Here is a 13,501-nt window from a genome sequence, read left to right on the forward strand (position 1 = left end):
GCCGGCCCTTTCGCGGGTAAACCCGCTCCCACACGGACCTGTAGGAGCGGGTTTACCCGCGAAAGGGCCCGCACAGGCAACAAACAAGGCATGTCCATGTCCAACCCCTGAACCCATGGAAGACTCAGGAGGCCAAGATGCACCTCTGCGCCATCGATCAGGCTGTCGAGCAGGTCTTGTCACGCCTGCCGGCCCATATCCACATGGGCCTGCCACTGGGCCTTGGCAAACCCAACGCCTTCGTCAACGCCCTGTACGCCCGAGTGCGCGAACTGCCTGAGCGCCAGCTGACGATCTACACCGCTCTGTCCCTTGGCAGACCACCCTTGGGTGATGGCCTGCAGCGGCGTTTTCTCGAGCCCTTCGTCGAGCGTGTCTTTGCCGACTACGAAGAGCTCACTTACCTCGCCGACCTGCGCAACGACTGCCTGCCACCGAACATCCGCGTCGAGCAGTTCTTCATGCAGCCCGGCAGCCTGCTGCACAGCGAGACTGCCCAGCAGGACTACATCAGCAGCAACTATAGCCACGCCGCTCGCGACATCAATGCCAAGGGCCTGAACCTGATTGCCCAACTGGTGGCTGCCACGCCAGAAAAGCCGGTGCACCTGAGCCTGGCCTGCAACCCCGACATCACCCTCGACCTGCTGCCGATGATCGCCAAGCGCCGCGCGGCCGGCGAGACCATTCTCATGCTCGGGCAGGTTCATGCCGAGCTGCCCTACATGCCGGGTGATGCGGAGCTGAGCATCGACGCCTTCGACCTGCTGATTGACGAGGTGGAGCAACGTCGGCTGTTCTCCACGCCAAACATGCCGGTCAACACCCAGGACCACTGCATTGGCCTACACGCCAGCACCCTGGTGCGCGATGGCGGCACGCTACAGATCGGCATTGGCGCCATGGGCGATGCCGTGGCCGCCGCGTTGCTGGCCAGGCAGGGCGACAACGCCGGCTACCGGGCCTTGATGGATGAACTGGATGTCGGCCCGTGGCAGGCCCTGATCGAGCGCGAAGGGGGGCTGGATGCCTTCGCCCAAGGCCTCTACGGTTGCAGCGAGATGTTCGTCAATGGCCTGCTGGCGCTGGCCGAGGCAGGCGTGGTGCGGCGCCCGGCGGACGAGCAGGGCGTGCTGGTGCATGGCGGGTTTTTCCTTGGCCCGCGGGCGTTCTACCAACGCTTGCGCGAAATGCCGCTGGAGCAGCGCGCACGCTTTGCCATGACGCGGATCAGCTACATCAACGAGCTGTATGGCCAAGAGGAACTGAAACGCCGCCAACGTCGGGATGCCCGCTTCATCAATACCGTGTTCACCATGACCTTGCTCGGCGCGGGGGTTGCCGACCAGCTGGAGGATGGCCGTGTGCTCAGCGGCGTGGGCGGGCAGTACAACTTCGTCGCCCAAGGCCACGCGCTGGAGGGTGGGCGCTCGATTTTGCTGCTGCGCAGTTGGCGTGAGGCGGGTGGGCAGGTGACGTCCAACCTGCTCTGGCAGTACGGCCACTGCACCATTCCCCGGCATTTGCGTGACATCGTGGTAACCGAGTACGGCATCGCCGATTTGCGTGGGCAGACTGACAGTGAGGTGATTGCGCGGCTGCTGGCGGTCAGTGACTCACGCTTCCAGGGCGAGCTGATGGCGCAGGCCAAGAAGGCCGGCAAGCTGGCCAAGGATTTCGAGCTGGAAGCCCGCTTCACTGACAATACGCCGGAGCGGCTCGAGGCCATCTGGGCACGGCATGCAGGGTTGTTTCCGGAGTATCCGTTGGGGACAGATTTCACGGCTGAGGAGCGGGACTTGCTGCGGGCGCTGAACTGGTTGAAGAGCAAGTTCAGGCTGAGCGAAGCGCTGGAGCTGGGGAAGGCCGCGCTGGATGCGCCGGGGCCGGAGGGGTATGGGGCGCAGCTGGTGCGAATGGGGCTGGATGACCCCCAGGGGCTGAAGGACGAGATTTATCAGCGGTTGCTGCTGGCGGGGTTGGCGGCGACTGGGTGATAGCGGGGGCTGCTGCGCAGCCCATCGCGGCGCAAGGCCGCTCCCACAGGGGGCTGCATTAGCCCATGTGGGAGCGGCCTTGTGCCGCGATGGGCCGCAAAGCGGCCCCAATGGCCATCACTCGATGAAGCTGACCACACCGCCTTCCAGCGACTTCACCCGGGCCAGCGATTCAACGCGGTAGCCCTGGCTGTCCAGCTCGGCACGGCCGCCCTGGAACGACTTCTCGATGACGATACCCAGGCCGGCCACGGTGGCGCCGGCCTGCTTGATGATCGAGATCAGTGCCTGCGACGCCTTGCCGTTGGCCAGGAAGTCGTCGATCACCAGCACGCGGTCGCTGCTGTTGAGGTGGCGCGGCGAGATGGCCACGGTGTTCTCGGTCTGCTTGGTGAAGGAGTACACCGAGGCAGTCAGCAGGTTCTCGGTCAGGGTCAGCGACTGGTGCTTGCGCGCAAAGATCACCGGCACGCCCAGCTTCAGGCCAGTCATCACCGCCGGGGCGATGCCCGAGGCTTCGATGGTGACGATCTTGGTCACGCCGGCGTCGGCGAACAGGCGGGCGAACTCGTCACCGATCAACTGCATCAGCGCAGGGTCGATCTGGTGGTTGAGAAACGCGTCGACTTTAAGAACCTGATCGGAAAGCACGATGCCTTCTTCGCGAATCTTCTGATGCAGTGCTTCCACTGTGGTTTTCCTCGATGTAGCAAAGGTGGCCGCAACAGCGGCAACGGTTAAAGAGTAAGGGTTGATCAGCGTTTGAGCATTGCCCGAATATCGGCCAGTGCGTTGTTGCCACGCGCGGCTTTCACTTCGACGGGCGCATCGTCCAGGCCTTCCCAGGCCAAATCGTCCGGCGGCAGTTCGTCGAGGAACCGGCTCGGGGTGCAGTCGATGATCTCGCCGTACTGCTTGCGCTTGGCCGCAAAGGTGAAGGCCAGGGTCTGGCGCGCGCGGGTAATGCCCACGTAGGCCAGGCGGCGTTCTTCTTCGATGGTGTCGGCTTCGATGCTGGAGCGGTGCGGAAGGATCTCTTCTTCCATGCCCATGATGAACACGTAAGGGAATTCCAGGCCCTTCGAGGCATGCAGGGTCATCATCTGCACACCTTCGGCGTTTTCTTCCTCTTCCTGCTGGCGCTCGAGCATGTCGCGCAGCACCAGCTTGCCGATGGCGTCCTCGATGGTCATGTCACCCTCTTCGTCCTTCTCGAGGGTGTTTTTCAGCGCTTCGACCAGGAACCAGACGTTGCTGATGCGGAACTCCGCCGCTTTGTCGCTGGCGGTTTGCTGGCGGATCCAGTTCTCGTAGTCGATGTCGCGGATCATCTCGTGCAGCGCGGCGATCGGGTCATCCAGCGCCACCTTGTGGCGCACCCCGTCCAGCCAGTGCTTGAAGCGCTGCAGGCGCTCGGTGTAACGAGCGTCCAGGTGCTCGCCCAGGCCCAGCTCTTCGCTGGCGGCGTACATCGAGATACCGCGTTCGGTCGAGTAGTTGCCGAGCTTTTCCAGGGTCGTGGAGCCGATTTCCCGGCGCGGCACGTTGATCACGCGCAGGTAGGCGTTGTCGTCGTCCGGGTTTACCAGCAGGCGCAGGTAGGCCATGAGGTCCTTGACCTCTTGGCGGCCGAAGAAGCTGTTGCCACCCGAAAGGCGGTACGGCACCTGGTGGTGCTGCAGCTTCAGTTCGATCAGCTTGGCCTGGTAGTTGCCGCGGTAAAGGATGGCGAAGTCGCTGTACGGGCGGTTGGTGCGCAGGTGCAGGGTGAGGATTTCCATGGCCACGCGTTCGGCCTCGGCTTCCTCGTTCTTGCAGCGGATCACGCGGATCTCGTCGCCCACGCCCATCTCGCTCCACAGCTGCTTCTCGAACGCGTGTGGGTTGTTGGCGATCAGCACGTTGGCGCAGCGCAGGATGCGGCTGGTGGAGCGGTAGTTCTGCTCGAGCATGACGATCTTCAGGGAGGGGTAGTCCTCCTTGAGCAGCATCAGGTTCTCGGGCCGCGCGCCACGCCAGGCGTAGATCGACTGGTCATCGTCGCCGACCACGGTGAACTGGTTGCGCATGCCGATCAGCATTTTCACCAGCAGGTACTGGCTGGCGTTGGTGTCCTGGTATTCGTCCACCAGCAGGTAGCGCACGCGGTTCTGCCAGCGCTCCAGCACTTCCGGGTGTTCCTGGAACAGCTTGACCGGCTGCAGGATCAGGTCGTCGAAGTCCACCGCGTTGAACGCCTTGAGCGTGCGCTGGTAGTGGGTGTAGACGATGGCGGCGGTCTGCTCGCGCGGGTTGCGGGCCTTTTCCAGGGCCTCGGGCGGGAGGATCAGGTCGTTCTTCCAGGCACCGATCATGTTCTTGATCTCGTCGATGCCGTCGTCGCCGGAATACTCTTTCTGCATGATGTCCGACAGCAACGCCTTGATGTCGGACTCGTCGAAGATCGAAAAGCCTGGCTTATAGCCCAGCTTGTCGTGCTCCTTGCGGATGATGTTCAAACCCAGGTTGTGGAAGGTGCACACCGTCAGGCCGCGGCCTTCCCCCGGGCGCAGCAAGGTGGCGACCCGCTCCTTCATCTCGCGCGCGGCCTTGTTGGTGAAGGTCATCGCCACGATGTACTGGGCACGGATGCCGCAGTTCTGGATGAGGTGGGCAATCTTGCGCGTGATGACGCTGGTCTTGCCGGAACCTGCACCGGCGAGCACCAAAAGAGGGCCGCCGACGTAGTCTCGGGCTTCCTGTTGCCGGGGATTGAGTCGGGACATGCTAGAAACCGGGGGTCGCCAGAAAATAGCCGCGCATTCTAACAGGCATGGGCCGGTAATGGCGCGACCGTCTGACGTCTGAGTCAGACTTTTATCAGCGCATAAGTATTAGTCAGGCTCATGCTATTCACCGAAAAAATCGTATTTGCCGGTTGGCCTGGTTTCGCGCACGATGCACGACGAAATGTGTCGTCGCCTACATATATAAAAGCGTAAATCATTTTCATTCATGCAGTGGCATACTTGGCCTCTGCCGTTGCACCCGCACATGCCCTAAGGAGCCCGCTTGTCCACGCCTGTCGAACCGTTGCGTTTGCTGCTGTTGGCTGATGAGCCGGAATGGGCCGTGCTGTTGCGCGAGTGCGTGCAAGCACTGAGCGGCAGCGCGGTGTTGTTGACCGCACCTGACTGGGAGTCGGTCGATAGCCTGTTCAGCCACGACCGCCAAGCCGTGATCCTGGCCACCCCGGCCTTGCAGCCAGCCCCCGGCCGCTGCGAGCTGCCCACGGTCGTGCTGCTCGATCACGAGCCTGAAGTGGCGCCCACCGGGGTCAGCGACTGGCTGGTGCGTGACCACCTCAATGCCGATGCCTTGCGCCGCTCGTTGCGCCACGTTCGCGAGCGCGGCGTGCTGGTTGCCACTTTGCAACGCCTGGCCGAGCAGGACCCGCTGACCGGTATTGCCAACCGCCAGGGTTTCCAGGCCTTGCTGACCACGCGCCTGGCAGAGGGGGATGGCCGTGGCCTGGCCCTCGGCCACCTCGACCTGGACAACTTCCGCCACGTCAACGACGCGCTTGGCCATCAAAGCGGCGATCGGCTGATCCTGCAGGTGGTGGCACGGCTCAAGCTGCAACTGGAGGCCGGCGACCAGCTGGCCCGGCTGGGCAGTGACGAATTCGCCCTGCTGATCGATACCCGCCGCGACCCGAACCGCGCCGAGTGGATAGCCGAACGCATCATCGAAGCCTTGGCCGAGCCCTACTGGATCGACGGCGAAAGCCTGCTGCTCGGCTGCAGCCTGGGCCTGGCTCACGCCCGGGCGCAGGGCGGCGCCGACCCGCTGATGTGGCATGCGCACATCGCCATGCGTCAGGCCAAGGGCAGCCAGGGCTGTACTTTTCATGTCTTCAACGAACGCATCAACCGCAACGCCCGCAGCCTCGCCGACCTGGAAAGCGAGCTGCGCCGGGCCCTGCGCCGTGACGAGCTGGAGCTGCATTACCAGCCACGGCTGAACCTGGCCGATGGGCGCATCGTTGGTCTTGAGGCGCTGGTGCGCTGGCGCCATGCCGAGCGCGGCCTGTTGCCGCCCAGCGAGTTCGTGCCGCTGGCCGAGCAGAGCGGGCTGATCGTGCCGCTTGGCTACTGGGTGATATCGCGCGCGCTGCGTGACATGCAGGCGCTGTGCGAGCATGGCCTGCCGCCGCTGCACATGGCGGTGAACCTGAGCTTCAGGCAGTTTCAGGACAGCCAGTTGCTGACCACCCTGAGCCGGTTGATCATCGAGCACGGCGTCGATGCCCGCTGGCTGGAGTTCGAACTGACCGAGACGGCGGTCATGCGCCGCAACGAACGGGTGCGTCAGACCATGGATGCTCTTGGGCGCTTGGGCGTGCGTTTTTCCCTGGACGACTTCGGCACCGGCTTCTCATCGTTCGTGCACTTGAACAGCCTGCCGATCGCCTTGCTCAAGGTTGACCGCAGCTTTGTCGCCGAGATGGAAATGCGCGAGGAGAACCGCAAGCTGGTGCACGCCATGATCAACCTGGCGCATAACCTCAACCTCGAAGTGGTTGCCGAGGGTGTGGAAAGCGAAGCGCAGATGGCGTTGTTGCGCGAGTTCGGCTGTGACCAGGTGCAGGGGTTTTTGGTCAGCAAGCCGCTGCCGGTGGCGGAGTTGATGGCGTTTCTGCAGGACTGTGGAACGCCGCATCTGGTTAGCTTGTAATGCCGCTAGGGCTGCAAAGCAGCCCCGGCAATCACACAGGCAGTGCAGACCTGTCAGGCAAACTCGCCTTTCTCAACAGCCGTTTCATCCGCCATTCAAAGCCAAGGGTCAGCGCCACTGCCGCACAGGCCAGCCCCAACGCCAGCCCCCACCAGATCCCGACCGCGCCGCCTCCCAGGTTGAAGGCGAACAGCCAAGCGCTGGGGGCGCCCACCAGCCAATAGCAGCACAGCCCGATCAGGAAGGTGGTCTTGGCGTCCTTCAGCCCACGGATCGAGCCCATGGCGATGGTCTGCATGCCGTCGAACAGCTCGAACCAGGCCGCGACCATCACCAGCTGCACGGCCAGTTGGTAGATGGCCGCGAACGCGGGGTCGTTGCGGTCGATGAACAACCCCACCAGGGCATCCGGCAACAGCCAGAACAGCGCGGCGAAGGCGAACATGATCATCCCGCCAAAACCGATCCCCACCCGGCCTGCGCTGCGGGCCGCGAGCAGGTTGCCGCCGCCGTAGTACAAGCCCACGCGCATGGTCACGGCATAAGACAGCCCGGTGGGCACCATGAACGCCGTGGAAACGATCTGCAGCGCGATCTGATGCGCCGCCAGCTCCGTGCTGCCGAGCACGCCCATGCACAGCGCGGCAAAGGCGAACAGGCCGACCTCCACCATGTACGTGCCGCCAATCGGCAGGCCCAGCCGCCACAGCTCGCGCAGGGCCGGCAGGGAAGGGCGTGACAGGCCCTGGCGCAGCGGGTAGGCGGCATAGGCCGAATGCCAGCGGATGTACAGGGCCAAGGCAATCGCCATGCCCAGCGACACCACGGCAGTGACCAGGCCGATGCCCATCAGGCCCAGCTTGGGCAGGCCGAACATGCCTTCGATCAGCGCAACGTTGAGCAGGTAGTTGAGCACCGTGCCTATCACGCTGATGACCATCACCGGCGTCGAGCGGCCAAGCGCGCTGGTGAAGCCGCGCAGGGCCATGAAGGTCAGGTAGCTGGGCAGGGCCAGCGGCAGCAGGGTGAGGAATTCGGCGGCCGAGGCGACGTTCTCCGGCTGTTGGCCAAACATCAGCAACACCGGCTCCAGGTTCCACAGCGCCAGCGCCGCGACCAGCGCCAGGCCCCAGGCCAGCCACAGGCCGCTTTGTGCCAGGCGTGTGACGCCCTCGATGTCGTTGGCACCCTTGCGGATGGCCACCAGCGTGCCGACCGCGGCGATCACGCCCAGGCAAAAAATCGACACGAACGAGTAGCTCGCAGCGCCCAAGCCGCCGCCCGCCAAGGCTTGCGGGCTGATGCGGGCCATCATCAGGGTGTCGGTCAGCACCATCAGCATGTGCGCCAACTGCGAGGCGATCAGCGGCCCAGCCAGGCGCAGCAAAGCCTTGAGTTCGGTGGTAGGCGCTACATGCATGCGTGTGGTCCTTTTCCTGATCCCGTGAGCGAAGGGCGATTCTGAGGCTTTGGTCAGCTTTGCACAAAAGGATAAAAACGATCATTGGCATGAGTTTGACTCATGTGTTTATGCTGTCAGCGATCCGTTCCCCAGCCCGCATGGCAGGTGCCTAATGTCTCGTCAGCTCCCACCGTTGTATGCCTTGCGCGCATTCGAAGCCGCTGCGCGACTGAGCTCCTTCACCCGTGCCGGCGAAGAGCTTTCGATTACCCAGAGTGCGGTCAGCCGCCATATCCGCACCCTTGAACAACACTTCGCTTGCCGCCTGTTCGTGCGCAGCGGCCGCAGCTTGCAGCTGACCGAAGCGGCCAGGGTGTTGCTGCCCGGCGTGCGCGAAGGCTTCGCCGCACTGGAGCGGGCTTGCGACACCTTGCGCGGCGAAGATGACATCTTGCGCATGAAAGCGCCCTCTACCCTGACCATGCGCTGGTTGTTGGCCCGCCTAAGCCGTTTTCGTCACCTGCAGCCCGGTAACGAAGTGCAACTGACCAGCGCCTGGATGGACGTCGACCATGTCGATTTCAACCAGGAGCCTTTCGATTGCGCCGTGTTGCTCAGCGATGGCGTGTTCCCGGCGCATTGGGAAGTGCGCCGGTTGTTTCCCGAACTGCTGATCCCGGTGGGTGCGCCGGACCTGCTCGATGATGGGCCGTGGGACGAGCGTCGGCTGGCCTGCATCGAACTGCTGCACCCGACCGTGGACAAGCGTGACTGGCGCGAATGGTTGGAGCGCATGGGGCTTAGCGACAAGGTGTCGCTCAAGGGCGGCCAGGTGTTCGATACCCTGGAGTTGGGCATGATCGCAGCGGCGCGTGGCTATGGCATATCGATGGGGGATTTGCTGATGGTGGCCGAGGATGTGGCGCAGGGGCGTTTGAGCTTGCCCTGGCCAACGGCGGTGCCCAGCGGCATGGATTACTACCTGGTGTGGCCGCGCACCCGGCCGGGTGGCGAGCGGTTGCGGCGCTTGAGCGAATTCTTGCACGCGGAGGTGGCGGCGATGGACCTGCCAGATGTGCAGGTCCTGCCGACGCTTGGGCCGCAGCGCGACCCAATGCGGCCCTAAGGCTTACATCGACCCCAGGTTCAGCGCCTGTGCACACGCCTGCAACGAGCGGCGCTCGCTCTGCGCATACAATGCCAGCTCATCCTGCACCTTCAGCCCCAATGCAGCTTCGAACGCCTCACGGTTAGCGTTGCTGCCGTATTCCGCCTGCGCATCATCGCCCAGGTTGGACTGGAAGATCCCCGCTGCACTCACTGGCAGGAAGTCTTCGTACACCAGCGCCTCGAAGTGCACATGCCCCGCGTCGATCAGCCCTTGCAGGGTGGTCGGGCGGTCGCTGTGATCGCGAGCGGCCAGGCCTTTTTCGGTGGCGAAGTAACGGAAGTAGGCCAGGCCCTGTTCACGCATCTGCGCCAGGTCGTCGGGGAACTCGGCGAAGGTCTGGCTCAACAGCGTCCTGTAACGCTCGGCATTGGCTTCGGCTGGCACACCGCCCAAGGCGGCGCGGGTAGCATCAAGCAGTTTGTCGTACAGCTGGCGACCCTTCGGCGTCAGTGCGGCACCGCGTTGTTCGATCTCACCGAAACGCGCGGTGTGGCTGCCCTCGCTGCCTTGCTGGCCGCTGAAGGCGACTTTTTCCTGCAGCGCCTTGAAGCTGGTCTGGCGCAGCAGAATTGGGTGGCGGCGGGTGGGCGGGCCTTCGACCACGGCCTTTGGCGGAATGCCCTTGGCCGGCATGCCGACCTGGATCGCGTCGATGTCCAGGGTGCGCGGGGTCAGGTGGTTGATGTGCGGGCCCTTGAAGGCCACCACATCGGCAATCAGACGGTGCTGGTCGTGCAGTTGCTGGTACTGCTCGGCGGTTACCGTGGCGTCATGGTGCCAGCGGAAGGTGTGCAGCGCTTCCTCCACGAACGCCTCGGCGTCGGCTGCGCTGAGGCCGCCGTCACGCTCGCACTGGGCAATCAGCTCGAGTACGCGCGGGGTGAAAATCTTGCGTTTGGCCAGGATGCCCTGTGCCAGTTCGCGCAGTTGCGGGTTGTCGATCAATTCCAGGCGCAGCAGCGAGGTGAACACCCGGAACGGGCTGACATGCAGGGACTGCTCGTGCACGGCGCGGAAGGCGGTGGAGTGCACGGGTACGCCTGCAGAGCTGAGGTCGTAATAGCCGACGGGCTCCATGCCCATCACCGCGAACAGTTTGGCGATGGTCGCCAGTTCTTCGGCGGTGCCGACGCGGATGGCGCCGTGGCGTTCCTGGTCCAGGCGCTCGATTTCGCCGGTCCAGCGCAGCGCTTCGGCCACCGTTGGTTGCTGGGTCATCACCTGCTGGTTGATTTCGCTCACCAGCTCCAGCAGCGTGCCATACAGCGGCACTTCCTGTTTGTACATGAGCGACATGGCGGCAGAGAACTGCGCGCGGATGCTGTCTGGGCTGACGAAATCGTGGGCGGGCATCGCTAGCTTCCTGGTTGGGTTCGGACGCTTACATGAAAGCTGGGAATGCACATGGCTCACAAGCGAAAAAAAGTGCGAGTGTCATTCCTTTTTTGATCGACCTTAGGGCCCCTTCGCGGGTGAACCCGCTCCCACAGGGGTGGTGCAATGTTTGAACGCTGTGCAGTACCTGTGGGAGCGGGTTTACCCGCGAAGAGGCCCTAGAGCCTACAACTGCTCGCGAATCCACTCCACCAACGCCCGCACCTTCGGCACCTCGGCCGCATGCTCGGCATACGCCAGGTAATGCGCCCCGGTACTCTTCATCGCATGATTCCAGGCAATGACCAGGCTCCCTTCATTCAGCTCCTTGGCCACCAGGTACCGCGGCACCAGCGCCACCCCACAGCCCGCCTGCGCCGCGCTCAAGGCCATATAGAACGTATCGAACCGCGGCCCATGGTAGGCGCTGACACTCTGCAGCCCCAGCTCCAGAAACCACTCATGCCACGCCTCTGGCCGCGACGTACTCTGCAGCAGCACCAGCTCGGCCAACTCACCGGCATCGGCCAGCGCCCGCCCGGCCAACAGCTCCGGCGCGCACACCGGCACCACCTCTTCGCGGAACAGCTCCACACAGGTCGCCCCCGGCCAGGTGCCTTGCCCATAGAAGAACACCACATCCGCCGAGCCTTGCAGCAAAGCGAATGGCTCCATCTCGTTACGGATGTCCAGGTGGATATTGGTGTGGCGCTTGCCAAAGCCTTTGAGGTGGGGGATCAGCCAGCGCACGCCAAAACTCGGTTGAGTGGCTACCTTCAATATCTCGGTCTGCTCGCCATAGGTCAGTACGTAGCGGCTGGACATGTCCACCTGGGTGAGGATCTTGTTGACCTCGGCCAGGTACAGGCTGCCCGCTGGCGTCAGTTGCAGGCGGCGGCGAATGCGCAGGAACAGGTGGTGGCGCAGCATGTCTTCGAGTTGCGCCACTTGCTTGCTGACCGCGCTCTGGGTCAGGTGCAGCTCTTCGGCGGCACGGGTGAAACTTAAATGACGGGCTGCAGCTTCAAAGCACTGCAGGGCGGTCATGGAGGGCACCAAGCGTTTGGACATAGCGGTCTCTGCGGCTCAAATCATTACCTGACGGAATGATATGCGGAATAAAGGTCGTTTGTTGCACTGGTGTGATCGGATTAATACTGATCCACATCATTTTTCCACCCCATCACCGATGTAGGAGATGCACAAATGGTTGCTGGATTGCTCGAGCGCCTTGGCGTTGCCGCCGAGGCTTACACCCAGGGCGACTACCCTGTTCACACGCCGATCGACGGCAGCCAGATCGCCTCGGTGAAACTGCTCGGCAAGGCCGAGACCATCGCCCGCATCGATCAGGCCCAAAGCGCCTTCGACGCCTGGCGCACTGTGCCGGCCCCACGCCGCGGCGAGCTGGTCCGCCTGTTCGGTGAAGTGCTGCGTGAACACAAGGCCGACCTCGGCGAACTGGTATCGATCGAAGCCGGCAAGATCACCCAGGAAGGCCTGGGTGAAGTCCAGGAAATGATCGACATCTGCGACTTCGCCGTCGGCCTGTCGCGTCAGCTGTACGGCCTGACCATCGCCTCCGAGCGCCCTGGCCACCACATGCGTGAAACCTGGCACCCGCTGGGCGTGGTTGGCGTGATCAGCGCCTTCAACTTCCCGGTTGCCGTCTGGGCCTGGAACACCGCGCTGGCCCTGGTGGCCGGTAACTCGGTGGTGTGGAAGCCGTCGGAAAAGACCCCACTGACCGCCCTGGCCTGCCAGGCGCTGTTCGAAAAAGCCCTGAAAGCCTTTGGCGATGCACCGGCTGGCCTGGCGCAACTGGTCATCGGTGGCCGTGAAGCGGGCGAAGCGATGGTCGATGACCCACGTGTGCCGCTGGTCAGCGCCACGGGCAGTACCCGCATGGGCCGTGAAGTCGGCCCACGTGTTGCTGCTCGCTTCGGCCGCAGCATCCTCGAACTGGGCGGCAACAACGCCATGATCCTGGCCCCGAGCGCGGACCTGGACCTGGCTGTGCGCGGCATCCTGTTCTCCGCCGTGGGTACTGCGGGCCAGCGCTGCACCACCCTGCGCCGCCTGATCGTGCACCGCTCGATCAAGGACGAAGTGGTTGCCCGCGTCAAAGCCGCCTACGGCAAAGTGCGTATCGGTGACCCACGCAAAGACAACCTGGTGGGCCCGCTGATCGACAAACTGTCGTTCGACGCCATGCAGGGCGCGCTGGCCAAGGCCCGCGACGAAGGTGGCCAGGTGTTTGGCGGCGAGCGTCAGCTGGCAGACCAGTACCCGAACGCCTACTACGTGTCCCCAGCCATCGCCGAGATGCCGGCCCAGAGCGACGTGGTTCGCCACGAGACCTTCGCGCCGATCCTCTACGTGCTGGCCTACGATGATTTCGAAGAGGCCCTGCGCCTGAACAACGAAGTGCCACAAGGCCTGTCCTCGTGCATCTTCACCACCGACATCCGTGAAGCCGAGCGCTTCCAGAGTGCCTCGGGTAGCGACTGCGGCATCGCCAACGTCAACATCGGCACCAGCGGCGCCGAGATCGGCGGTGCGTTTGGTGGCGAGAAAGAAACCGGCGGTGGTCGTGAATCCGGTTCGGATGCCTGGAAAGGCTACATGCGTCGTCAGACCAACACCGTCAACTACTCGCGCGAGCTGCCGCTGGCGCAGGGTATCGTGTTCGACTGATGCTGCATGGCCGGGGGCTTTGCCCCCGGTTCGCGGGGCAAGCCCGCTCCCACAGGATCCCCGCTGCCTTTCAGGCCTGTGTGGTCCCTGTGGGAGCGGGCTTGTCCCGCGAATGGGCCGCAAAGCGGCCCCAACAAAACCAGA

Annotated in this window: 9 protein-coding genes; 4 read left to right on the forward strand and 5 right to left on the reverse strand. The window is 63.7% G+C overall.

Translation table 11 applies throughout. The features are described from left to right. Positions 1–137 precede the first annotated feature (137 nt). The gene (locus tag OO306_RS11000) at positions 138–1,997 is read left to right on the forward strand and encodes an acetyl-CoA hydrolase/transferase C-terminal domain-containing protein (RefSeq protein ID WP_265968643.1); all 1,860 of its coding nucleotides are present in this window, start codon (positions 138–140) and stop codon (positions 1,995–1,997) included. A 117-nt stretch (positions 1,998–2,114) separates the two neighbouring features. Here OO306_RS11000 and OO306_RS11005 read toward each other — a convergent pair whose 3' ends face one another. Next, positions 2,115–2,687 (reverse strand): xanthine phosphoribosyltransferase, encoded by a 573-nt coding sequence (locus OO306_RS11005; protein WP_003253535.1) that lies wholly within the window; start codon positions 2,685–2,687, stop codon positions 2,115–2,117. Between the two features lie 65 nt (positions 2,688–2,752). Next, positions 2,753–4,762, reverse strand: a complete 2,010-nt coding sequence (gene rep, locus OO306_RS11010; RefSeq protein ID WP_099430788.1) for a DNA helicase Rep — start codon at positions 4,760–4,762, stop codon at positions 2,753–2,755. Positions 4,763–5,048: 286 nt separating this feature from the next. On the opposite strand from rep, the gene OO306_RS11015 reads away from it, so the two are divergent. Then, entirely contained in the window at positions 5,049–6,713 is a 1,665-nt protein-coding gene (locus OO306_RS11015) for a bifunctional diguanylate cyclase/phosphodiesterase (RefSeq protein ID WP_265968645.1), read from the forward strand. A gap of 31 nt (positions 6,714–6,744) precedes the next feature. On the opposite strand, the gene OO306_RS11020 is transcribed toward OO306_RS11015, so the two are convergent. After that, positions 6,745–8,133, reverse strand: a complete 1,389-nt coding sequence (locus OO306_RS11020) for a NorM family multidrug efflux MATE transporter (protein ID WP_265968647.1) — start codon at positions 8,131–8,133, stop codon at positions 6,745–6,747. Between the two features lie 154 nt (positions 8,134–8,287). On the opposite strand from OO306_RS11020, the gene OO306_RS11025 reads away from it, so the two are divergent. Then, positions 8,288–9,241, forward strand: a complete 954-nt coding sequence (locus OO306_RS11025; protein ID WP_027592180.1) for a LysR substrate-binding domain-containing protein — start codon at positions 8,288–8,290, stop codon at positions 9,239–9,241. 3 nt (positions 9,242–9,244) lie between these two features. On the opposite strand, the gene OO306_RS11030 is transcribed toward OO306_RS11025, so the two are convergent. Both OO306_RS11030 and OO306_RS11035 read right to left on the reverse strand, forming a co-directional pair. Then, entirely contained in the window at positions 9,245–10,639 is a 1,395-nt protein-coding gene (locus OO306_RS11030) for a VOC family protein (protein WP_265968649.1), read from the reverse strand. A 207-nt stretch (positions 10,640–10,846) separates the two neighbouring features. Continuing rightward, complete coding sequence (locus OO306_RS11035; RefSeq protein ID WP_027592182.1) at positions 10,847–11,731, reverse strand: LysR family transcriptional regulator; 885 nt, start codon at positions 11,729–11,731, stop codon at positions 10,847–10,849. A gap of 135 nt (positions 11,732–11,866) precedes the next feature. Between OO306_RS11035 and OO306_RS11040 the strand changes: the two genes are divergently transcribed. Continuing rightward, positions 11,867–13,357 carry an aldehyde dehydrogenase family protein gene (locus OO306_RS11040; RefSeq protein ID WP_012274799.1) on the forward strand — a complete coding sequence of 497 codons (1,491 nt, stop codon included), beginning with the start codon at positions 11,867–11,869 and terminating at the stop codon, positions 13,355–13,357. The last annotated feature ends 144 nt before the right edge of the window (positions 13,358–13,501 follow it).

The sequence above is a fragment of the Pseudomonas sp. DCB_AW genome (assembly GCF_026240895.1).
Taxonomy (GTDB): Bacteria; Pseudomonadota; Gammaproteobacteria; order Pseudomonadales; family Pseudomonadaceae; genus Aquipseudomonas; species Aquipseudomonas kermanshahensis.